Consider the following 21,183-nt stretch of genomic DNA (forward strand, 5'->3'; position numbering starts at 1 on the left):
GTCAAGCTTTAGGTTGCAACTTCATCAAGTATTTTTGCTCACTAGGCAAAAAGCCCAGAGGCTGCTCCTTTAACCAGAAGTCGTGGTCGGCATCATAAAATGGCGATAACGGATGCCCAGACTGACCTGCTGGGATCACTAAAATACCTTCGGCTTCTTTGCCTGGAGACACCACCATACGCTCCGACTGGCCATGCACTTTGTTTTGCACCCGTGGCATATGGCTGTCGCCATTCATCGGCATAGCAGGCATATTCAACCAGTCGCCGAAAAAGGGTACTGCAGCTGAAAGTGGATGCACTATAGCGCTTTGATTGATGTTGCCCCAACTGGCGTTGGCTAAACTGCCATAATTGGTTTCCAGCTTTTGTTTGCTTTGCAGCACAGCTTGTTGCAATAAGGTACGCCACGAGCTGAAATCAGCAGGCAGAGTATCTGTGCGCTGCTGCTGGAGCATTTGCCAGCCTGCGGTTTCCAGCGAAAACTTTAAATCCCTGCCTGATAACTTGTTTTGCTCCAGCATGGCTGTTAAAGGGGCAAAAATCAGCTCCAGAGTGGTAGTGCGAAAATTACGAACCAGTGAATAACCAACAGAGCCTATACTGGCTTGGCTGGCGTCTTTCATCACGTAGTCCAGATAAGATTCCAACTGATGTTCTGCCACAAAGTCTTTGGTCAGCACAGTATCAAGCAACAGTTGTTGCCAGCGAGCCAGCATCAAGGCGCGATGGTCCAACTGAATGGCATGCAGACTTTGTTCGTTGTGTTGTGAGGTTGCCGTTAATGCATCACGGATTTGTTGACCACGGGCACCTAAGTCGTAACTGCCATTACCAATCAACTGCAGATCTTTACCGCCTATCATTCTGCTGTTCGCTGTCCAGAGCTGACCGGATTGTGGCTGATAAATTTGCGGGTAGGCACTTTGTGTCAAATAGCCGGTCCAGTTATTCTGGCCATTGCTCCAGTCTTGAGGGCTATCCATTTGCTGCACTTTGCGATCGGGTAAAGCGCCAATTAAAGTCCAGCCAATAGCTCCATCTTTATCTGCAACCAACAGGTTTTGGGCTGGAACTCCGGCGCTGGCGGCCAGTTTCAGGGTCTCTTTTACGCCTTTGCTTTTCTCCAGCGTCAGCAAATTAAAATTGGCACCCTGGGTATCATGCGCCACCCAGCGGTAGGCATAATTCTGAAAAGGAGGGGTTAATACCGGACCCCAGATGGTTTCTTTTTGCAGTACTAATTCATCGGGCTGGCCTTTGACTTTAATGACCTCATTCTGATAACTAAACTCTTGCCAGCCGTCAGCGGTTTGGTATTTCTCGCCTTTCTCATCCAGTTTTAGCGCTATCACATCAGACCAATCTGCGGTGCTATTCGTAAAGCCCCAGGCTATATGACCATTACTGCCTGCTACTATGGCTGGTGTGCCCGGTAAGCTGACGCCTGCAACTTCAAAAGCTTCACCATTCTCCATCCATTTCAGCTGAGCTTTAAACCAGGTGCCCGGCACACGAATACCCAGATGCATATCGTCCGCCAGAATAGCGCGACCATCTGCTGTTCTTTTGCCGGATACAGCAAAGTTATTACTGCCGATGTCTGTGCTGTCATGCAAGCTGCAGTCAGCACAGGCAGTTTTTTGTCCTGCTAATACGGCTGGGTAGCTGGATTTAGGCATAGGCGTCAGACTGACTTTGCTGTCATCCATAGCGGCTTGCCAGTCAGGGCTGTGCTGAAATAAAAAGTCGTACCAGTCTTGGGGTAATTTTTGTTGCACCAGCCCCATAGCTAATTCGTCTTTGCCTTCAGCACCCTGTAAATCCAGATACATGCTGTACAGCACTAAAAAAGAATCTGCTTCAACCCAATTGCGAGGTGTTTGCGCCAATAAACCGTATTCAAAAGGAGGCCAGCCCAATTCAGCCAGACCTGCATTCACTCCTGCGGTATAACGCTGCAATAGTAACTTTTGCTCTGAAGGTAAAGCGGTAAAACCCCGTTCGGCTTTGGCTCTGAACCTGTGGATGCGACGTTTTTTATCCAACTCCAGCGCCATTTCGCCAAAAAGTTCGGACAACTCACCAGAGGCATTACGGCGCAGCAAATCCATCTGGAAAAAACGTTCCTGCGCATGCACAAAACCTAAGGCATAAGCCACATCATTCCGGTTTTGCCCTTTGACGCTGGCATAACCCTGAGCATCCCGGCCGATCTCGACGCTTTGGCTGACTTCTGAGGGCAATTCACCTTCATACAGCGGTAAGCTACTACGCAGTGCAAAGTATAAAAAGCCAGCCACAAGCAGTATCAGCACTAGTAAACCAACAGAAATCCGTTTGAACCAAAGCATAGGTTTTTGCTTCCAATGGGGTAAAATCAATAACTTATCATAATAGAGGACGATGAAAAGATGAAAGTGATTCAGTTATGGGATAAAGCCATTCGTATTTACCACTGGAGTCAGCTGCTGTTACTGGCCGGTTTGTGGTTTACCGCTGAGCAGGGATATTTGGTAGTGCATCAGATTTTGGCGTATTCGTTAGCTGCACTTTTAATCAGCCGTCTTGTTTGGGGTTTTGTTGGCAGTGAGACGGCTCGTTTTAGTCATTTTCTGCAAAGTCCGGCTCAGCTGCTGCGAATGTGGAATAAAGCCAAACACGGCATAGGACACAGGGGCTTATCCGGTTATATGAGTCTGACGTTGATGTTGTTATTAGCCTTGCAGTTTATGTCCGGCTTAATGACGACGGACGACGTGATGACCGAAGGCCCTTTGTATAGTGCGGTATCCTCTGACTGGTCCTCGTTTGCTTCCTGGTTTCATCATAATAATTTTAATCTGCTGCTGGCACTGATTGCAGTGCATATAGTGGCAGCGCTTTTTCATGGCTTCAAAAAAGATGGCGTTTTAGGCGCTATGTTGCATGGCAAGTTTGAAACCGAAGCAGAGCAACCTGCAGTGAAATCAACATTTTGGTATGTACTGCTGGCGCTGGTTTTTGCCGGGGGTTTTGCGCTCTGGCAAGGTATGGCTTTGTATCAGCAGTGGTGAGAGGTAACGGCGGCGTAGGGGCGGGTCTTGTACCCGCCCGTCTAAAATTGCAATCCAATCTCAGATAGGGTTTCTCTCCACCTGCTACGAAGGATCTCAATCAGCTTTGTATTGTTCGTGACAGCCTTTGCAGTTTTTGGCAAAGTTACCAAAAGCTGGTTTGATGGTCGCCTGATCGCCAGTTTTTGCTGCAGCTTGTAACGCTAAAGCATCAGATTGAAATTGCCCGGCTTTTTTCTGGAAATCCTGCAGGTTTTTCCAGATCTCCGCTTTTGCTTCACTTTTTATTTTGTCAGCACCCGGTACTTCAAAGGCTTCCCACGGTAATGTGGTCAGTGCGGCCAGAGCGTCAGCCCGTTTTTCAGCACGTTTTGCATCAAAAGGCACTTTGCCGCGCATCATGTCACTTAAATCCATGAAGTTATGCCGGATTAATTGAAAGCTATGCTGGCGGTAGGTCACAGAGTCTTCGGCGTCGGTAAAGGCGCTGCCTGCAAGAGCTGCGGCAGAAGACAAACCCAAAGATAGAAAGATAAACAGATTTTTCATTGGCTTAATTCTCATTTGTTTGATTTTGATGCAATAATGGTTTGATGCTTTTGTGTGTCACATTAGCATTACAACTGAACCCCGTCGCTGTCAATTCAGGAAATCATGTGAAGGAAGTCAATTTTCACAAACCTACAGGTATGAATTCCCTTAGCATTAAGTTTGCGCTGCTGGTTTTTATGCTGACCGTAGTTGCAGGTGCTGCTATTGCTTATGCAGTCTTGATGCTGCAACAAAATGTACTGATTGAACAGGAAAAACATGAATTAGAGCTGCAATCTGAAAAATACGCCCGCGAACTGGATGCTGACTTTTTAACCCGTGAAAAAAAGGCCATCAGCGCCAACAACATTGTGGTGCGTTATTTAACTAAAGCTGTTGTTTCTGCGCCACCACCGCCAGCTATACAGGTTGATGGCAGTGTACGTAGTCAGGATGATTTATCCGCCGCTTTTATTCCTCATGCCAAATTGGATGCTCAGCAAGCGGCCTGGTTATCGCAAACTGAAGAATTGTGGCAGCAGTTAGCACCGTTAATGCTGGAAGAGTTTTTCAATTTTTATTTTATTTCTAAGCAAGGCCTGATACGCATAGCGCCTGCAGACTGGGCGCTTGAAGTGCCTGTCACTCATGATTTTACCAAAGATATCTTTTTTGACATTGCCACTCCAGAACAAAACCCAAGTCGCCTGCCACGCTGGACGCCTATTTATTACGACCCTATCTGGCAAAAATGGATGACCAGCCTGGTGATCCCTGTCTATGCCGGTGACGAATTTCTGGGGGTAACGGCCAGTGACTACGTTCTCGATGAGTTGTTTTTGGACCTTGCCGCTATAGAGCAATCTTCGAATGGCTTACGCAGTATGTTGTTTGATCTACAAGGTAATTTATTGCTGGATGGCAAAAAACCAGCACCGGTTCAAAGCTCCAAACAGCAAAACTTTGATGCCCATTACAGTTCAGTAACACCAAGACGACCAGAACTTGCCGCATTTATTCAACAAGTAACAACCAACCCAACATCGCAAGATGCGCTGCAGGCTGATTTAGCCAACTATCTGGTTTCAGCCGCCAAAGTTGAACGTTTAAGTTGGTACCTGACCTTATATCAGGATAAACAAGCCGTGATGAGTGGCCTGGAAGATTTTCGCGATAATGTGATGTTGATATTCCTGGCTGTTGCAGCTGTGGTGGCTTTGTCGCTGCAGTTTTTCATTTACCAGTTTATTTTAAAACGCTTAACCCGTTTATCTTCGGCGGTGCAACGTATTAGTCGTGGAGATTTGCAGCAGATAGCCCTTGATCAAAACGACGATGAAATTGGCATGCTCAACAGAGCTTTTAATGGCATGGCTGAGGAGATCCACCAGTTAATCTCTGGTTTAAATACCCGCATTGGTGAAAAAGAAGAGGCAGAACGAGCCACACGTAAGTTGACGAAAGCTGTGGCTTTTTCCAGTTCAGGCATTTTAATAACGGACAAAGATTTACATATCGAATATGTGAATCCTTTTATGCTGGAACTGATGGGTTGCACAGCCGAACAGATGATGCAAAAGCCATTGTCTTCGTTGTTTGCTGCTGAGATGTTTTTTGTTGGCGAAGAAATATCACAAACCCTGCAGGAGCGCCATCATTGGCGTGGCGATATGTTGCTGCAGCATGTACTGCGTAAACTTTGGGTGTCTTTGGCGATAGCGCCTATCCGGGACGAAAAAGGCGATATCAGTAATTATGTTTGTGCCATGCAGGACATTTCTTTTATCAAAGAAAGTCAGCGCAAAATGGAACAGCTGGCTTATTACGACATGTTAACTGGCCTTGCCAACCGTAGTTATTTCCGTGACCAGTTACGTAAAGCCATAGCTATGTCCTCCCGTGGTTATTACCACTTTGCCTTGCTGTATTTTGATTTGGATGAATTTAAGCGCATTAACGACACGCTTGGCCATGACGCCGGTGATGAATTACTGAAAGAAGTGGCCCGCAGGTTAATTAGTCGTTTACGGGAAGAAGACACTATTGCCCGTTTAGGCGGTGACGAGTTTGCCGTGATTTTAAGTGGCATTAAAGACAGGACTCAGGCTGCGCTTATTGCAGAGAACCTGCAGCAAAGTTTTGCAGCGCCGGTGAAATTGACCGGACAGGAAGTTGCTATCAGCGCCAGTATTGGTATCACCATAGCGCCTGAAGATGCGGCTGATGAAGAACTACTGCTCAAGCATGCGGACCTGGCTATGTATGAAGCTAAGGCACGAGGCCGCAACACCTACCACTTCTTCAGCCAGGATTTAAATGAAGCGGCCAAAGAGAAACTGCAAATTGAAAACCAGTTGCGTGAAGCCATACGTGAGCATCAGTTTGTGTTGTATTACCAGCCAAAAATAGATATCCGTACTGATGTGGTAATAGGGTACGAAGCCTTATTGCGTTGGATCCGGCCTGATGGCTCGATGATCCCACCGCTACGCTTTATTCCGGTCGCTGAGAGCACAGGGTTGATTGTCGAAATTGGCGAATGGATTATCTGGGAAGCCTGTCGTTTTATCAGTCGCCAGCAGTCTCGTGGTCACAATGTCACTATTTCTATCAACCTGTCGGCGCGGCAATTTACCGATCAAAACCTTACTGAGGTGGTGGAGCGGGTGCTGCAACGTACTGGTGCTCAACCAGATAAACTTATTTTCGAAATTACCGAGTCTATGCTTATGGGCGACACTGATGCGGCTATTGCCCAGTTAAATGAGTTAAAAGGACTGGGGGTGACTTTATCTATTGACGACTTTGGTACAGGCTATTCATCGCTGAGTTATTTAAAGCGATTCCCGGTAGACGAGCTGAAAATTGACCGTTCTTTTGTCAAAGATATTCCGGCTGACACCAACGACATGGACATAGTGGCGGCCATTATTGCGATGGCACAAAAAATGAACTTGCGTGTGGTGGCTGAAGGCGTCGAAACCATTGAACAGGTTGAATTCTTAAAAAACAACGCTTGCTACCTGGTCCAAGGTTATTACTTCAGCATGCCAAGGGCAGAGCAGGATTTATATAACCTGAGTTATCAACCATTACTAATAGGGGCTGCTTCACCGTAACCTGCTGTTGGGACTAAGCCCGCTATACTGCATGCTTTTTCTCATACAGTTTACCGGGCAAAGCCCCAATAAAACCAGGAAACATCCATGATCAAACTAAGACTGTCCTTGTGCAGTACGGCAATGCTTTGCGCGCTATTGCCTGCAGCTTCGGCGGATCAAACCACGCCGGTACAAGGCATACGCGATAAATCTCCACAGTTATACGCTTTGACTAATGCTACTGTCATCACAGAACCAGGTAAACGTCTGGACAACGCCACAGTACTGATTAACAACGGCAAAATAAGCAAAATACAAAACAAAGCTGATGTGCCTGCCGGTTATCAGACCATAGACGCCAGTGGTTATTTTATTTATCCGGGTTTTATCGATTTATACAGCCAATACGGTTTGCCTAAAGCCGAAAAAGGCAATGGCTTTGAATTTGGCCGCAAGCCGAATTACACCAACGATCGCAAAGGTGGCAATGCCAGCAATGCTGCCATTCATGCCCGCCAGCAGTGGGTAAACGAATTTAAACCTAACGCTGAACAAGCAAAAAGCTATCAGCAACAGGGCTTTACCACAGTACAATCCGCTCGCTTTGACGGTATTTTCCGCGGTCAGGCTTTTGTGACTTCCTTATTGCCAGGTTTACCCAATGAGGCGGTAATGCGAGCTCAGGCCAACCAGTTTATGGCCTTTAGCAAAGGTACTTCAGTACAAAGTTATCCATCCTCTTTAATGGGCAGCATCGCCCTTATTCGTCAGACCTTAGCGGATGCCAACTGGTACAGTCAGGCTTATGGTAAAGGCAACTGGCGTTTCTACAATCAGGCCATTGAGTTTAATGCCGATTTAGCGGCATTAAGCCAGTTAAAAACACAAGGTGTAGTTTTTGAAGCCACAGACGATCAGGCCTTGTTACGTGCCGATAAAGTGCTAAAAGAGTTTGGTTTAGATAAAGCAACACTGGTGGCATCGGGTTACGAATACAGCCGGATTGATCAAGTGAAAGCCACAGGCCGGCCGCTGATTTTACCCTTAGCTTTCCCAGCAGCTCCTGCTGTGCAGCAACTGAATGATCAATTGGATGTCGAACTGGCCCAATTGCGTCACTGGGAAAGAGCACCATCCAATGCTGCGGTATTAGAGCAAGCAAAAGTGCCTTTCGCTCTGACTCTGCATAAACTGGAAAAACCAGAGCAATTCTGGCCAAACCTGCGCAAAGCTGTGTCTTACGGCTTAAGCCAGCAAAAAGCTTTAGCAGCACTGACTACTGAACCTGCCAAATGGTTGGGTATGGATAGCCAGATTGGTAAAATTGCTGTGGGCTATCAAGCCGATTTAGTGGTTAGTAAAGGCGATTTATTTGCTGACGGCGAAATAGTGGCGACCTGGGTTCGTGGTCAGCAACAGCAATTTAAAGCTATGGATTTACCCGTGTTTGCCGGCACTTATCAGCTTGCTGTGAATGGCAGCAGCTTGCCATTAGAGCTGACGGACAAAAAAGGCTCAGTCGAAGGTTCGGTGAAACTGGGTGATAAAACCAGCAAGCTGAACCATGTGGCTGTGCAAAAAAATCAGCTGCAGTTTACAGTGGATTTAAAAGCTCTGGGGCAGGGCTCTGGTGTAGCACAGTTTAGCGGCGAACTTAAAGGCAAGACTTTGCAAGGCAAGTTAGTGACCGCAGAAGGCAATACTCTTACCATCAGCAGCCTGCAACAACCTCTGGTTGCCAAAGCTGATAAGAAAAAAGCTGACGAAAAACCAGTGTTAATGTCAAAACTAACCACACCTAACCGGGCTTTTGGTGTGATTGAAAAAGCAAGGCAGCAAAATGTGCATATTAAAAATGCCACAGTCTGGACTTCAGCTAAAGCAGGTAAGTTAGAAAATACCGATGTGCTGGTGGAAGACGGTGAGTTTGTCAAAATTGGCAAAAACTTATCCACACCATCAGGCTTTACAGTGATTGATGCCACAGGCATGCACTTAACGGCCGGTATTATCGACGAGCACTCGCATATCGCCATTGATCAGGGGGTGAACGAAGGCTCAGATGCTGTCACCTCAGAAGTGCGTATCGGCGATGTATTAGATGCGGACGATATTAATATTTACCGCGGTTTAGCTGGTGGTACTACTACAGCTCAGTTGTTGCACGGCAGCGCCAACCCTATTGGCGGTCAGGCGCAAATTATCCAGCTGCGCTGGGGAGATACTTCAGACCAGTTGAAATTTAAAGGCGCACCAGAAAGCATCAAGTTTGCGTTAGGTGAAAACGTCAAACAGTCCAACTGGGGGGAAGACTTTGTCACCCGTTACCCACAAACCCGTAGCGGTGTCGATACCATCATCCGTGATGCCTTCCAGGCTGCGAAAGAATATAAAGCACAGTGGGCTGAATACGATGATTTATCCGGCTCAGAGCAAAGCAAAACTGCGCCGCCACGAGTGGACTACCGTTTAAAAGCTCTGGTTGAAATTTTAGATAAAGAACGTTTTATCCATGTGCACTCTTATGTTGCCTCTGAAATTCTGATGATTATCAAATTAGCCGACGAGATGGGCTTTAACATCACCACCTTCACGCACATTCTGGAAGGCTACAAAGTGGCAGACGAGATGAAAGCACACGGTGCCAGCGCGTCCAGTTTTGCTGACTGGTGGGCTTATAAAATGGAAGTACAGGATGCTATTCCAACCAACGTTTGTTTAATGCAACAACAAGGTGTTTTGGTCAGCGTCAACTCTGATAGCCCGGATTTACAACGTCGCCTGAATCAGGAAGCTGCTAAATCAGTAGTCTACTGTGGCATGGATGAGCAACAAGCACTGAATATGGTGACTATTAATCCAGCGAAACAGTTAAAAATTGATGCCAAAGTAGGTTCAGTGGAAGAAGGCAAGCAAGCCGACTTCGTTCTATGGTCTGCCCATCCATTGTCTGTGTACGCCCGTGCCCAACAAACCTGGATTGAAGGTGCGCCTTATTATCAACTGACGACGGACGAGCAACTTCAACAGCAAGTCGCAAGTGAAAGACAACAGTTGATCCAGAAGGTGTTGCAATCTTCTGATGACGAAAAAGCAGGTTCTGGCGCGTCCTACAAAGCCAACAACCCGGTTTGGCACTGTGAAGATAACCATGACGTGTTATCTCTTGCTTTTGATCACCAGCATTAATGGAGTCATCAATGAAATTCTCAAAACTTTTTTTACTGGTGACTGCGGCGCTGAGCTTAACGGCACAGGCCAATGATATAGCGCCGGCGCCTAAACAAGCGCAAGCCATCCTATTACAGGATGCGACTGTGCATACAGTGACCAATGGCGTATTAAAAGACACTGACGTCTTACTGGTGGACGGTAAAATTAGTGCTATAGGCACTGATTTAGCCGTGCCTGCTGGTGCACAAGTGTTGTCTTTACAAGGCAAACAACTTTACCCTGGCCTGGTCGCTTTAGCCAATCAGCTGGGTTTAACTGAAATAGAAGCTGTGCGTTCTACCGACGACACGACCGAAGTTACCAATACCAACCCTGATGTTAAAGCTGTGGTCGCTTACAACGCTGATTCTGAAGTGGTCCCTACTATTCGTGCCAATGGTTTTAGTTATAGCCTGGTGTATCCAAATGGCTCTCTCATTATGGGCCAGTCCGCACTGATGCAATTGGATGCCTGGAACTGGAAAGATGCCACAGTGGTTGATTCAGTGGCTTTGCATATCAAATGGCCACGTGCTGATGTGATGTCAAACCCATGGCGTCCACAAAAACCGGAAGACATTCGTAAAGCCAGTCAGAAAGCTATGTCAGAGCTGGAAGGCTATTTCAAAACGGCCAAAGCTTATGCTGACGCTGTGGGTAAAGGCGTAAAACTGCCTGTGGACTCACGCTGGCAGGCGATGATCCCGGTATTTAAAGGTGAATTGCCAGTCTTTGTGCATGCCAATGACGAGCGTCAGATTGAACAAGCCATGAAGTTTGCCCAGCAGTATGGTTTTGCTTTGACTATAGTGGGAGGTCGTGATGCATGGCGTATTGCGCCACAGCTTGCGGCAGCTAATGTCTCCGTGATTTATACCTCACCTTATGGCATTCCTGAACGTGCAGACGAAGCCACCAGCCAGTCGTTTCAGACCCCTGCCCAATTGGCTAAAGCAGGTGTGAAGTTTGCGTTATCACTGGATGGCTATTGGGATACCCGTAATGTGGTATTTGCCGCAGGACAAGCTATCAGCTATGGCTTAAGCCCGGAGCAGGCGTTACGTTCTGTTACACTTGATGCCGCGGCAATTGCTGGTGTAGCTGATAAAATCGGTAGCATAGAAGTGGGTAAAGCTGCCACTCTGGTTGTGTCTGATGGTGATATTTTTGATTATCTGGGGCACAAAGTTCGATATATGTGGATTGATGGCCGTGCTGTGGACTTGAACAGCCGACATAAACAATTACATGATAAATATCAGCAGCGTTATCAGGCTAAAAACTAAGTAAGCAGGGGCGAAAGCCCCTGAATTTTTTAAGGAAAATTTATGAAACTGATGTCAGTCAGTGCGTTATCCGCCGTGTTGATGCTGGCGGGTTGTCAAAGTACCACGACTCCCTCCTCTGCAGTTGTGCAGCCAAAAGCCAGCGCTCAAGCTATTGAAGCTCATATGACGTTTTTAGGTGATGATAGTCTGGAAGGCCGCGATACAGGCAGCCGTGGCCATCAAATTGCTGCTAATTATATTGCGACTCAGCTGGCGGGTTTAGGTTTAGAACCTGCAGGTGAGCAGGGCTATTTCCAGTCTGTACCTATGCGCAAAGCCTTGTTGGTGCAAAGCAGTGCCAAAATGTCATTGACAAAAAATGGCAAAACGACCGACTTTGCTTATCCAAAACAGTTTTTTACTGGCCCTAGTATTTCGCACGCCAAAGTTGATGTGACTGCGCCTTTGGTGTTTGTCGGTTACGGCTTGGTGTCGAAAGAATTTAATCTGGACGATTACGCTAATCTGGATGTCAAAGGCAAAATAGTTGTGATGTTGAGCGGCCGCCCTAAGTCGTTGCCTAGCGAAGAAGCAGCTCATATCCAAAGTTTAAAAGCAGAAAATGCAGCTGAACGTGGTGCTGTAGGTGTGATCACTCTGCATACCCCATCAGAAGAAAAAGTCCGGCCTTATGCCAATAGCCTGATGTATCTGACCAGCCCACGTATGCGCTGGTTACATAAAGATGGCACAGCTGAAGGTGAGTTTGAGTCTTTAACAGGTTCTGCTTATCTGCACCCGGATGCCGCCAAAGTATTATTTGCAGGAGCCAGCCGTTCTTTGGACGACATTTTTGCTGACTTAGCCGCAGAAAAGGTGCCAACAGGTTTTGCGTTGGAAGGTACGGTCAATTTAAAACGTGAATCAACGACTGAAGATATTACCAGCCCGAACGTGGCTGCGGTATTACCTGGTTCAGATCCAAAGCTTAAAGATGAATATGTGGTGGTGACAGCTCACTCGGATCACATTGGTTTTTCCAACGATGTGCGCAGCAAAGATAAAATTAACAATGGTCTGATGGATAACGCCGCTGGTGTCAGCATTATGCTGGAAACTGCGCGTTTATTCGCTCAGCAGGCAGAACGGCCAAAACGTTCTATCTTATTTGTTGCTGTGACAGGGGAAGAAAAAGGCTTATTGGGTGCTGACTATTTTGCTCATAACCCAACCCGTCCTATCGACAAACTGGTGGCTAACGTCAATATCGATATGCCGGTGTTGTTGTATCCTTTTGCTGATATAGTGGCTTTTGGTGCCAACCATTCCAGTTTAGGCGCCACAGTCGATACAGCCGCTGCTGCAGTGGGTATTAAGCAGAGTCCGGATCCAATGCCAGAACAGGCCATTTTTACCCGTTCAGACCACTACACTCTAGTGCAGCAAGGTGTGCCATCAGTATTCCTGATGACAGGTTTTACCTCTAAAGATCCAAAGCAAAAAGGCGGCGAAGTCTGGGGTAAGTTTTTTGCCAAGCATTACCACAAGCCGACTGATGATAAGGCGGGTTTAACTGCTGACTTTGGCGCTATCCGTTACGATGCTGGTGCCACCTTTGCTGACATCAATTATGGTATTACCACTGAAGTGGCGAATAATCCACAGCGTCCAGTCTGGTTAAAAGACAGCTTCTTTGGCAAGATTTTTGGCAAAGACTACAACCAACAGAAGTAATCTAATGGGTCAGAGCTTGCACTCTGACCCTTCTTCCCTCTAGTGTTCCATAATACGGCTTAATAAAGCCCGTACTGTTTCTGGTTCAAACGGCTTGTCACATAAGGCATTCACACCAGACTGAGCAATATTGGCCAGATGAGATTCGTTGGCTTCGCTGGTGACCATCAAGACCGGAATATGGCTTTGCTGGCTGTGTTCACGGATATACTGAGTCAGCTCCTGACCGTTCACTTCCGGCATATTAAAATCGGTCACGACCAAATCAAACATGTTGTTTTGCAGTAGCTCAATGGCTTGTTGTCCGTCTTCGGCTTCAGTTAAATGCTGAATGCCCAGGTTCTGCAGTACACGTTTAATATGGTTACGGGCCAGACGACTATCGTCCACCACCAGCACCCGCACATCGTGCACGTCAAATAAACTCAGTTCCAGTTCGGCCGGACTTAACAGGTCTATCGCTGCATTTAAGGCTTTGCCCAACTGCACAGAATTAAAAGGTTTAGGTAAAATCGCCACTACACCAGATTGCTTAAATTGCTCCAGCTGGGCTTTTTTTGTTTCAGAGGAAATCAGTACAAAAGGTACTTCGGCTAAATCTGTATCGTTTTTCAGCTTTGCCAGCAGTTCCAGACTGGTGCCTTGTTCAAAGTATAAACTGCTGATCACCAGATCGGCTTTATGCTGTTTGAGCTGCAGCATAGCTGTTGCAATGCTGTCTGCAGTACTGACCTGGGTTGCGCCTTCTTCGGCCAATTGCTTGATAATTATTTTGCGTTGAACATCAGAAGGCTCAATCAGCAGAATAGATAAGTCAGAAGGGGAGAGTTGTTGCATCAGACGCTCGCTTAATCCACTTGGGTATAAAGGGGGCGGGTTAACCACCAGCCCATTTATGTTTGTAACCTAATTTGGTTAACTCCTGCTGCACCAGTTCGCGTTGATCACCCTGAATCTCAATCACGCCGTCCTTGACCGAACCACCACAACCGCATTTTTTCTTTAATAAGGCCGCTATTTCTGCCAGCTTTTCTGTGCTTTCAGCAAGGCCTGAAATAGTGATCACTGCTTTGCCATTACGGCCTTTGGTTTCACGTTTTAATCGGGCATGACCGTCGGTAAAACTTTGCGCCACAGCTTTTTGTGGTTTGGGCTTATCAATACGGCCTGAATCTGTACTGTAGACCAAATCATCCGCAGCTGCCGCTGTTGCTTCTTCAGCAGGTCGCCCCAATTGTTGTTGCCAGTCGGCTAACGAGATTTTTTTGCCACTCATAAAACAATCTGTGTAAGTCGTCAGAAAGCGCACGATAAACAAGTTAATAACAAACAGCAAGCTTGAAAAGAAAGCTGTAAAAAAAGCCATTGGCAAATAAAAGGCTTCTGGTAAACTATCGTCAATTTTAGAAATCTGGATGGCTGAAATGTCTATTAATTTATATCTGGAACAGTCAGGATTGTCTGCGTTATTGCAAGGGCAAGAAACAGCGATAGAACAGGCTGTGTCTACATTAAAAACACAGCTTGCCGCTGCTGCAGCTCCTGCTGTGACCTGGTCTTATCAGGTGCCTGAGTTAGGTGAAGGTGGTGCTTGCTCTTTGTTTGGCCAACTGGCCGATGAACCTTATGATCTGGCCGCCACTCTGGGCCAAAACGAAACAACAGCAGCTGCTTTAAGCCAGCTAACAGCCGTAGTGCAAAACTATCAGCAAAGCAACGACAGTGACTGGTTTGGTATTTACCAAAAGCGTCAGAACCCAGAAGGCGAAACCGTGCTGGTGAAGCTGGCGTATTTTGGTGCGGCTTCCCGCGCTGAATTTCCATTAACAGCCGAATTTGCCCAAATCAGCAATAACAGCACTGTGGGTCTGACGGGTAAAGCCAAAGTGATTAACGATGTCACAGCCTACTTAACAGCAGGTGGCGAATATTACACCTGCGATCCAAAAGTATTATCCGAAGCTTGTTTGCCTTTATTCAATAGCAAAGGTGAACTGGCAGGTATTATTGACGCTGAGGCGTTTAAACGTCAGGCCTACCATACAGATGCTCTGGTTCGTTTAGTGGCCATCTGTCTTGTGCTGCCAGACTTACTGCCTGCATGATAAGATGAAACCGAATTGATTCTTTAACACCGCAAACTAACAGGTAAAAACTATGTTTTCGCACTTACAGCCGACCCCTATCGATCCAATTTTAGGTTTAATGGCCGCTTATAAAGAAGATCCAAATCCACTGAAAGTGGACCTTGGGGTTGGTGTCTATAAAGACGAGCAAGGCCATACGGCTGTGCTGGATTGTGTGAAAAAAGCCGAAGCGCTGCGTTTAAAAAACGAAGACAGTAAAACCTACATTGGTATGGCAGGTGATTTATCCTTTAACAGCCATATCGAAAAACTGGCCTTTGGTCAGCATAAAGTATTGTTATCCGGTCGTGTCACTACAGCTCACACACCTGGCGGCACAGGTGCATTGCGCGTTGCTGCTGAATTTATTAAAAAAGCCAATCCGGATGCCACTGTCTGGGTCACCAACCCAACCTGGGCTAACCATATTTCGTTATTTCAGGCCGCTGGTTTGAAAGTAAAAGAATATGCTTATTACGATTGGGATACCAAAGGCTTAAAGTTTGATGCCATGCTGACTGAACTGGCGCAGGTTCCTGCCGGTGACGTAGTTCTGGTGCATGCTTGCTGCCATAACCCAAGTGGTATGGATTTGAACTTTGAGCAGTGGAAACAATTTGCGCATTTAGCCAAAGAAAAAGGCTTTACGCCGCTGGTCGATATGGCTTATCAGGGTTTTGGTCTGGGTCTGGAAGAAGACACGCAAGGTTTACGTTACCTGGCCGATCAAGTCGAAGAGATGATCCTGTGTAGCTCGTGCTCGAAAAACTTCGGTTTGTACCGTGAACGTATTGGTGCTTGCAGCATAGTAACAGCAGACAGCAAAACCACAGACATTGCTAAATCTGTGTTGTTAAGCGTGGTGCGTAGTATTTATTCTATGCCTCCAGCCCATGGCGCTATCATCGTCAGTCATATTCTTGACAGCCAGGAATTAACGGCGTTGTGGCATCAGGAACTGGCTGTGATGCGTAATCGCATCAATGATTACCGTCAGTTGATCATCGATAAATTTACGGCTGAAGGCATTACGCAGGATTTCAGCTTTATCACCAAACAACACGGCATGTTCTCTTTCCTTGGCATTAACAAAGAGCAAATTGAACGCCTGCGCAAGGACTACAGCATCTATATGGTTGGTTCAAGCCGCGTCAGTATTTCTGGTTTAAACCACAGCAATATTGATTACTTCGCTAAAGCTATGGCGCAAGTGTTAAAGGGTTAAGCGCTCAGGCTTGACTGGAAGAAGGGCGGCTTAGGCTGCCCTTTTTGATCTGCTGCTGAAAAAATCAACTGTTGCCAGAAGGGTTTTGCCTAACTAAGCTAGGATAAACAAAGTCTTGTACAAAAAGTGTTACATCAGCAGGGGGAAGTCGTGGCAAAAAGCTTATTAGCAGTTCTGTTGTATCTATCTTTCGCTGCTGCTGCAAACACGGATCAGCTCGTTCTTAGAGTAGTCACTGAATTATCACCGCCTCACCAAACGATCAAAGATGGCAAAGTAGATGGCGTCAGTACTCAGATTGTTATAGCAACACTCAAACAGGCTGGGCTTGATAGTCCTATTGAAGTGTATCCCTGGGCCCGCTCCTATTACATTGCCACTTCAGTGCCTAATGTGCTGATTTACAACATAGCCAGAACACCGGAGCGGGAAAATGAATTTCACTGGATTGGGCCTGTCGCAAACTACAGGTTAGGTTTAGTGCGACTGACGGAGCGCGCTGATCTCACTCCAAACCATATCAAAGATTTAGGTTCAGCTGTCATTGCGGTGCAACGAGGTGATTTTTCTACGCTGTATCTGCAGCAACAGGGGTTGAAGATAGACAAAGAATTACAGCTCTCTGCTGATATTCTGGAGTCCTGGCGTCTGCTGATCAAAGGCAAAGTGGATTATGTGGTAGATGATGAAGCGGCTTTGGCTTTAATGGAGAAACAGTTGTCGCAACCCGAAGGCATAACCCGTTTTGTGTTAGCTATACCGCAGTTGGAGCAGAAAACTTATCTTGCAGCCAGCAAAACAACAGATCCTGAACTGGTCAGGAAACTGCAGCAGGCTCATCTTGAAGTACAAAAGACTCCGCTTTATCAGAACGTGATGGCCGGCCGCTTTTAGCTTGATTTTAAAGGGCTATCAGCTCATTCATGAGTTGAGTCAGCCACAGATTTAAACGTTCATCCGTCTGGTCATACTGATTTTCTTCGTCCAAAGCTAAACCATAAAACCATTCGCCGTCTTCTGTTGCCGCTTTAGAGGCGATAAAGTCATAGCCTTCAGTGGGCCAGAAACCAATGCGGACACAGTCTTGTGGCGCTATGGCCTGATGCAACATACCTACCGCATCCTGAAACCACTCGGCGTAACCTAACTGATCGCCCATGCCATAAATAGCGACAATTTTGCCGTTTAAATCGACGTCTTTAATATCGTCCCAGTGCGCTTCCCAATCTTCCTGCAGCTCACCAAAATCCCAGGTCGAAATGCCCAAAATCAGTAAATCGTAGTCAGTCATCAGTGCCAGAGGCTGATCTTTAATATTGTGAAGTGTTACACTGCTGCCATCCGGCAAACTTGGGTCAGCACTTAAAAGCACCTGAATTTTTTCCGCCACTATTTCGGTATAGCAAGTGGTGGAACCGTAAAAAAGACCAATTTTCATCTGAAATGACTCAGCATTTTGTGTGGCCGGCAGTGTAGCAGAAGCCTCTGAACCAACAAAGTCAGACAAATCAAATTAACCCGGGAGCAGCTTGTGGCAACAATAGTGGCCATCTCAGAACAGCAACTCATTAAGGCGTTTTTAGACCAGTTGTGGCTGGATAAAGGCGTCAGTGAACATACGCTAAGCGCTTATGGCACAGACCTGAGTAAATTTGCGTTGTTTCTGCAGCAGCAAGGCCAGCAACTGACGGCTGTGGATCAAATGCTGCTGAACAGTTATTTGGCTCACAGAGTGGATCAAGGTTTTAGCCCACGCAGCACCTCCAGGGCTTTAAGCAGTTTACGGCGCTTTTATCGTCACCTGCACAAAACTAAACAAATCAGTGAAAATCCCTTATCCGATGTATTTAACCCAAAAATTGGCCGCTCTTTGCCTAAAACTTTGTCCGAGCACGACGTGGATTTATTGCTGTCTGCCCCAGATGTCAGCGATTTAATTCAGTTTCGCGATAAAGTGATGTTAGAAATTCTCTATGCAGCCGGTCTGAGGGTATCGGAGCTGGTCGGTTTAACCTTGCAGCAAATTAATTTGCGTCAGGGTTTAGTGCGGGTTACGGGCAAAGGCAAAAAAGAACGGCTGGTGCCTTTGGGGGAAACCGCGGTGGAGTGGCTGGATAATTACCTGCGTCAGGGCCGCGGATTGCTGCTCGACGGCCAAAGTGATGTAGTATTTCCAAGCTCCAGAGGCCAACAAATGACCCGACAAACTTTCTGGCACCGGATTAAGTTTTATGCCAAAGTGGCAGGCATTAGTGCAGAGTTGTCGCCGCATACGGTACGACATGCTTTTGCCACGCATTTATTAAATCACGGTGCAGATTTACGGGTCGTACAGTTGTTATTAGGGCACAGCGACCTATCGACCACCCAAATTTACACTCATGTGGCGCAAGCGCGTTTGCAAAGTTTACATCAACAACATCATCCCAGGGGCTAACCTTGGGTGCAGGATACAGAGATGAAGAAGTTTAGCTACCTCGCTGTTATGGCAGCATTTTTAAGTACCGGATTATCAGCTCAGGCTGTGTTACCTGAAGTAAACCAAGCCTTTTCAGAAATTGGTTTAAACGTAAAAGCAGTGGCAGATTCTACTGTGCCTGGCATGTTACAAGTGCAAACCGACAAAGGTTTATTTTTTATCTCAGACAATAAACAGTATTTGTTTGAAGGCAATATTTACGATTTAAAAAACAAAAAACTGGTGAATGAAGACATTCTGAAAGATATCCGCAAAGCGGGTGTGAAGGATTTTGATGACTCAGTGATTGAGTTTAAAGCCGCAGACGAAAAATATGTGATCCATGTATTTACTGACACCAGCTGTGGCTATTGCCGTAAGTTACATAACGAGATGGCGGATCTGAACAAGGCTGGTGTTACTGTGCGTTACCTCGCTTTCCCTCGTGGTGGTGTTCAGTCGGCAACTTATGACGAATTACAGTCGATTTGGTGTTCCAAAGATGCCAAACAGGCACTGACTGATGCTAAAAATGGCAAAGCTGTAAAGCAAGCCAGTTGCCAGAACACAGTGGCTCAGCAATACGAGTTGGGTCAGAGTTTTGGTATTACTGGTACTCCTGCACTGATTCTGCCAGATGGCCGTTTAATTCCTGGTTATCAACCCGCTGCAGCTTTAGTGGCCGCCCTGAGTCAAAATGCGCCATAAGCAGGTTTTAGTGTGAGTATCACCAAAGAATTACAGCGCCGGTCTGTGCCGGCTATTTCCTCTGAATTGGCGCAGTATCATCCGGTGATCCAGCGTATTTACGCCAGTCGCGGTATTGAAAGCTCACTGCAACTGGCGCGGGGCGCAGCTCAACTGCTGCCTTTTACTTTGCTTAAAGGTATTGCTCCTGCCGTTGCTTTGTTGATTGATGCGTTACAGCAGCAACAGCATATTGTCATAGTCGGCGATTTTGATGCAGATGGCGCCACCAGCACAGCCACTTTGCTGACCGGCTTAAAAAGCCTGGGTTTTAAGCATGTGGAGTATCTGGTGCCCAACCGTTTTGAATACGGTTATGGTTTGTCTGTCGAAATGGCAGAAATTGCTGTGGCTCAAGGCGCTCAGCTGATAGTCACAGTCGACAATGGTATTTCAGCTATTGACGGTATAGCTCTGGCGAAAAAAATGGGCGTGAAAGTGCTGGTCACAGACCACCATTTACCGGGCAACGAGCTGCCGAACGCTGACGCTATAGTCAATCCAAACCAGCCGGGTTGTGACTTTCCCAGTAAGCAACTGGCCGGTGTAGGTGTAGCCTTTTATCTGTTGCTGGCGCTGCGTGCTGAACTTCGTATTCAAGGTTATTTTACTGAAACTCAGCCTGAACCTAATTTGGCGGATCTGTTGGATCTGGTCGCTTTAGGCACAGTAGCTGACGTAGTGCCACTGGATACTAATAACCGTATTCTGGTGCATCAGGGCCTGCAACGTATTCGCAGTGGCAAAGCCCGACCTGGTATTCAGGCCTTAATTGATATTGCCAATCGTAAAGCGGAAAAACTGACAGCGCAGGATTTTGGTTTTGCTTTAGCGCCACGTTTAAATGCTGCAGGGCGTTTAGATGATATGGGGCTTGGTATCAGCTGTTTATTAGCGCCTGATTTACCCCGAGCCCGTATGTATGCCGCTGAATTGGATAGCTTAAACGTCGAGCGTCGTGAAATAGAGCAGGGCATGCAGCAGGAAGCTCAGGCTTATCTGCAGCGGTTGTCTTTCGCTGCTGAAGAGTTGCCTGATGCCTTATGTTTGTACCAGAGTGACTGGCATCAGGGCGTGATAGGAATTCTGGCTGGCCGGATTAAAGAGCAATACCACAGACCTGTGCTGGTGTTTGCGCAAGGCGATGAAGGCGAGCTGAAAGGTTCTGCCCGTTCTATTTCAGGCCTGCATATCCGCGATTTATTAGATGAAGTCTCTACTCAATACCCAGGCTTGATTAAAAAGTTTGGTGGCCATGCCATGGCGGCAGGTCTAACTATTGCTGAAGAACGTTTTGAGACCTTTAAACTGGCGCTGAATTTCGTCGCTAAAAAGTATCTGACCCCAGAGCTTTTGACTGCTGTGCTGTATACAGACGGTGATTTGAGTAGTGATTGTTTGTCTGTACCTTTTGCCCGGCTGCTACAACAAGCTGGCCCCTGGGGACAAGCTTTTCCTGAACCCGTGTTTGAAGGTGAGTTTGTCATACGCCAACAACGTCTGTTGGCGGATAAACACCTGAAGCTGATGCTGGAATCTAGTGATGGCAGCTTAGTGGATGCCATCTGGTTTAACGCCGACAACAAAGCATGGCCTGATGCCAACGTAAAAAAAATCCGTGTGGCTTATCAGCTGGATATCAACGACTACCGCGACCAACAGTCTGTGCAGTTGATTGTCCGGTTGATTGAAAAAATCGGCTAGTTCCCTGAAAAGCAGTTTTTG

The 21,183-nt window shown here is 46.7% G+C and carries 16 protein-coding genes; 11 read left to right on the forward strand and 5 right to left on the reverse strand.

Annotated elements, in window-relative coordinates:
- Position 1 precedes the first annotated feature (1 nt).
- Entirely contained in the window at positions 2-2,353 is a 2,352-nt protein-coding gene (locus tag OM978_RS04520) for a penicillin acylase family protein (protein ID WP_264345716.1), read from the reverse strand.
- Between the two features lie 60 nt (positions 2,354-2,413).
- Here OM978_RS04520 and OM978_RS04525 point away from each other — a divergent pair, with 60 nt between their 5' ends.
- The gene (locus OM978_RS04525; protein ID WP_264345717.1) at positions 2,414-3,055 is read left to right on the forward strand and encodes a cytochrome b/b6 domain-containing protein; all 642 of its coding nucleotides are present in this window, start codon (positions 2,414-2,416) and stop codon (positions 3,053-3,055) included.
- A gap of 96 nt (positions 3,056-3,151) precedes the next feature.
- Here OM978_RS04525 and OM978_RS04530 read toward each other — a convergent pair whose 3' ends face one another.
- Positions 3,152-3,604, reverse strand: coding sequence for a c-type cytochrome (locus OM978_RS04530; RefSeq protein WP_264345718.1), 453 nt, complete (start codon positions 3,602-3,604; stop codon positions 3,152-3,154).
- A 107-nt stretch (positions 3,605-3,711) separates the two neighbouring features.
- On the opposite strand from OM978_RS04530, the gene OM978_RS04535 reads away from it, so the two are divergent.
- The 4 genes from OM978_RS04535 to OM978_RS04550 all read left to right on the forward strand — a co-directional run bounded on the left by OM978_RS04535 (position 3,712) and on the right by OM978_RS04550 (position 12,902).
- Positions 3,712-6,705, forward strand: a complete 2,994-nt coding sequence (locus OM978_RS04535) for an EAL domain-containing protein (protein ID WP_264345719.1) — start codon at positions 3,712-3,714, stop codon at positions 6,703-6,705.
- An 87-nt stretch (positions 6,706-6,792) separates the two neighbouring features.
- Positions 6,793-9,876, forward strand: coding sequence for an amidohydrolase family protein (locus OM978_RS04540; protein ID WP_264345720.1), 3,084 nt, complete (start codon positions 6,793-6,795; stop codon positions 9,874-9,876).
- Between the two features lie 11 nt (positions 9,877-9,887).
- Entirely contained in the window at positions 9,888-11,186 is a 1,299-nt protein-coding gene (locus OM978_RS04545) for an amidohydrolase family protein (protein WP_264345721.1), read from the forward strand.
- Between the two features lie 42 nt (positions 11,187-11,228).
- A complete protein-coding gene (locus OM978_RS04550; protein ID WP_264345722.1) occupies positions 11,229-12,902 on the forward strand; it encodes a M28 family metallopeptidase in 1,674 nt (557 codons plus the stop codon).
- A gap of 39 nt (positions 12,903-12,941) precedes the next feature.
- On the opposite strand, the gene OM978_RS04555 is transcribed toward OM978_RS04550, so the two are convergent.
- Both OM978_RS04555 and OM978_RS04560 read right to left on the reverse strand, forming a co-directional pair.
- The gene (locus OM978_RS04555) at positions 12,942-13,739 is read right to left on the reverse strand and encodes a response regulator (RefSeq protein WP_264345723.1); all 798 of its coding nucleotides are present in this window, start codon (positions 13,737-13,739) and stop codon (positions 12,942-12,944) included.
- 40 nt (positions 13,740-13,779) lie between these two features.
- Complete coding sequence (locus OM978_RS04560; RefSeq protein ID WP_233007928.1) at positions 13,780-14,178, reverse strand: translation initiation factor; 399 nt, start codon at positions 14,176-14,178, stop codon at positions 13,780-13,782.
- Between the two features lie 148 nt (positions 14,179-14,326).
- Between OM978_RS04560 and OM978_RS04565 the strand changes: the two genes are divergently transcribed.
- The 3 genes from OM978_RS04565 (at position 14,327) to OM978_RS04575 (ending at position 17,147) form a co-directional block, all read left to right on the forward strand.
- Positions 14,327-15,007: a GAF domain-containing protein gene (locus OM978_RS04565; RefSeq protein WP_264345724.1), complete on the forward strand. Its 681-nt coding sequence runs from the start codon at positions 14,327-14,329 to the stop codon at positions 15,005-15,007.
- A gap of 52 nt (positions 15,008-15,059) precedes the next feature.
- The gene (locus OM978_RS04570) at positions 15,060-16,253 is read left to right on the forward strand and encodes an aromatic amino acid transaminase (RefSeq protein WP_264345725.1); all 1,194 of its coding nucleotides are present in this window, start codon (positions 15,060-15,062) and stop codon (positions 16,251-16,253) included.
- Positions 16,254-16,403: 150 nt separating this feature from the next.
- Complete coding sequence (locus tag OM978_RS04575) at positions 16,404-17,147, forward strand: substrate-binding periplasmic protein (protein ID WP_264345726.1); 744 nt, start codon at positions 16,404-16,406, stop codon at positions 17,145-17,147.
- A gap of 7 nt (positions 17,148-17,154) precedes the next feature.
- On the opposite strand, the gene fldB is transcribed toward OM978_RS04575, so the two are convergent.
- Positions 17,155-17,691 carry a flavodoxin FldB gene (gene fldB / locus OM978_RS04580; RefSeq protein ID WP_264345727.1) on the reverse strand — a complete coding sequence of 179 codons (537 nt, stop codon included), beginning with the start codon at positions 17,689-17,691 and terminating at the stop codon, positions 17,155-17,157.
- 105 nt (positions 17,692-17,796) lie between these two features.
- Between fldB and xerD the strand changes: the two genes are divergently transcribed.
- Genes xerD through recJ form a run of 3 tightly spaced genes read left to right on the forward strand, consistent with a single transcriptional unit; the run spans position 17,797 to position 21,162 of the window.
- Positions 17,797-18,690 (forward strand): site-specific tyrosine recombinase XerD, encoded by an 894-nt coding sequence (gene xerD, locus OM978_RS04585; RefSeq protein WP_319633905.1) that lies wholly within the window; start codon positions 17,797-17,799, stop codon positions 18,688-18,690.
- 21 nt (positions 18,691-18,711) lie between these two features.
- Complete coding sequence (dsbC, locus tag OM978_RS04590; RefSeq protein WP_264345729.1) at positions 18,712-19,419, forward strand: bifunctional protein-disulfide isomerase/oxidoreductase DsbC; 708 nt, start codon at positions 18,712-18,714, stop codon at positions 19,417-19,419.
- A 12-nt stretch (positions 19,420-19,431) separates the two neighbouring features.
- On the forward strand, positions 19,432-21,162 hold the full coding sequence (gene recJ, locus OM978_RS04595; protein ID WP_264345730.1) for a single-stranded-DNA-specific exonuclease RecJ: 1,731 nt from the start codon (positions 19,432-19,434) through the stop codon (positions 21,160-21,162).
- The last annotated feature ends 21 nt before the right edge of the window (positions 21,163-21,183 follow it).

The organism is Rheinheimera sp. MM224, assembly GCF_947090785.1.
In the GTDB taxonomy this organism is placed as follows: domain Bacteria; phylum Pseudomonadota; class Gammaproteobacteria; order Enterobacterales; family Alteromonadaceae; genus Pararheinheimera.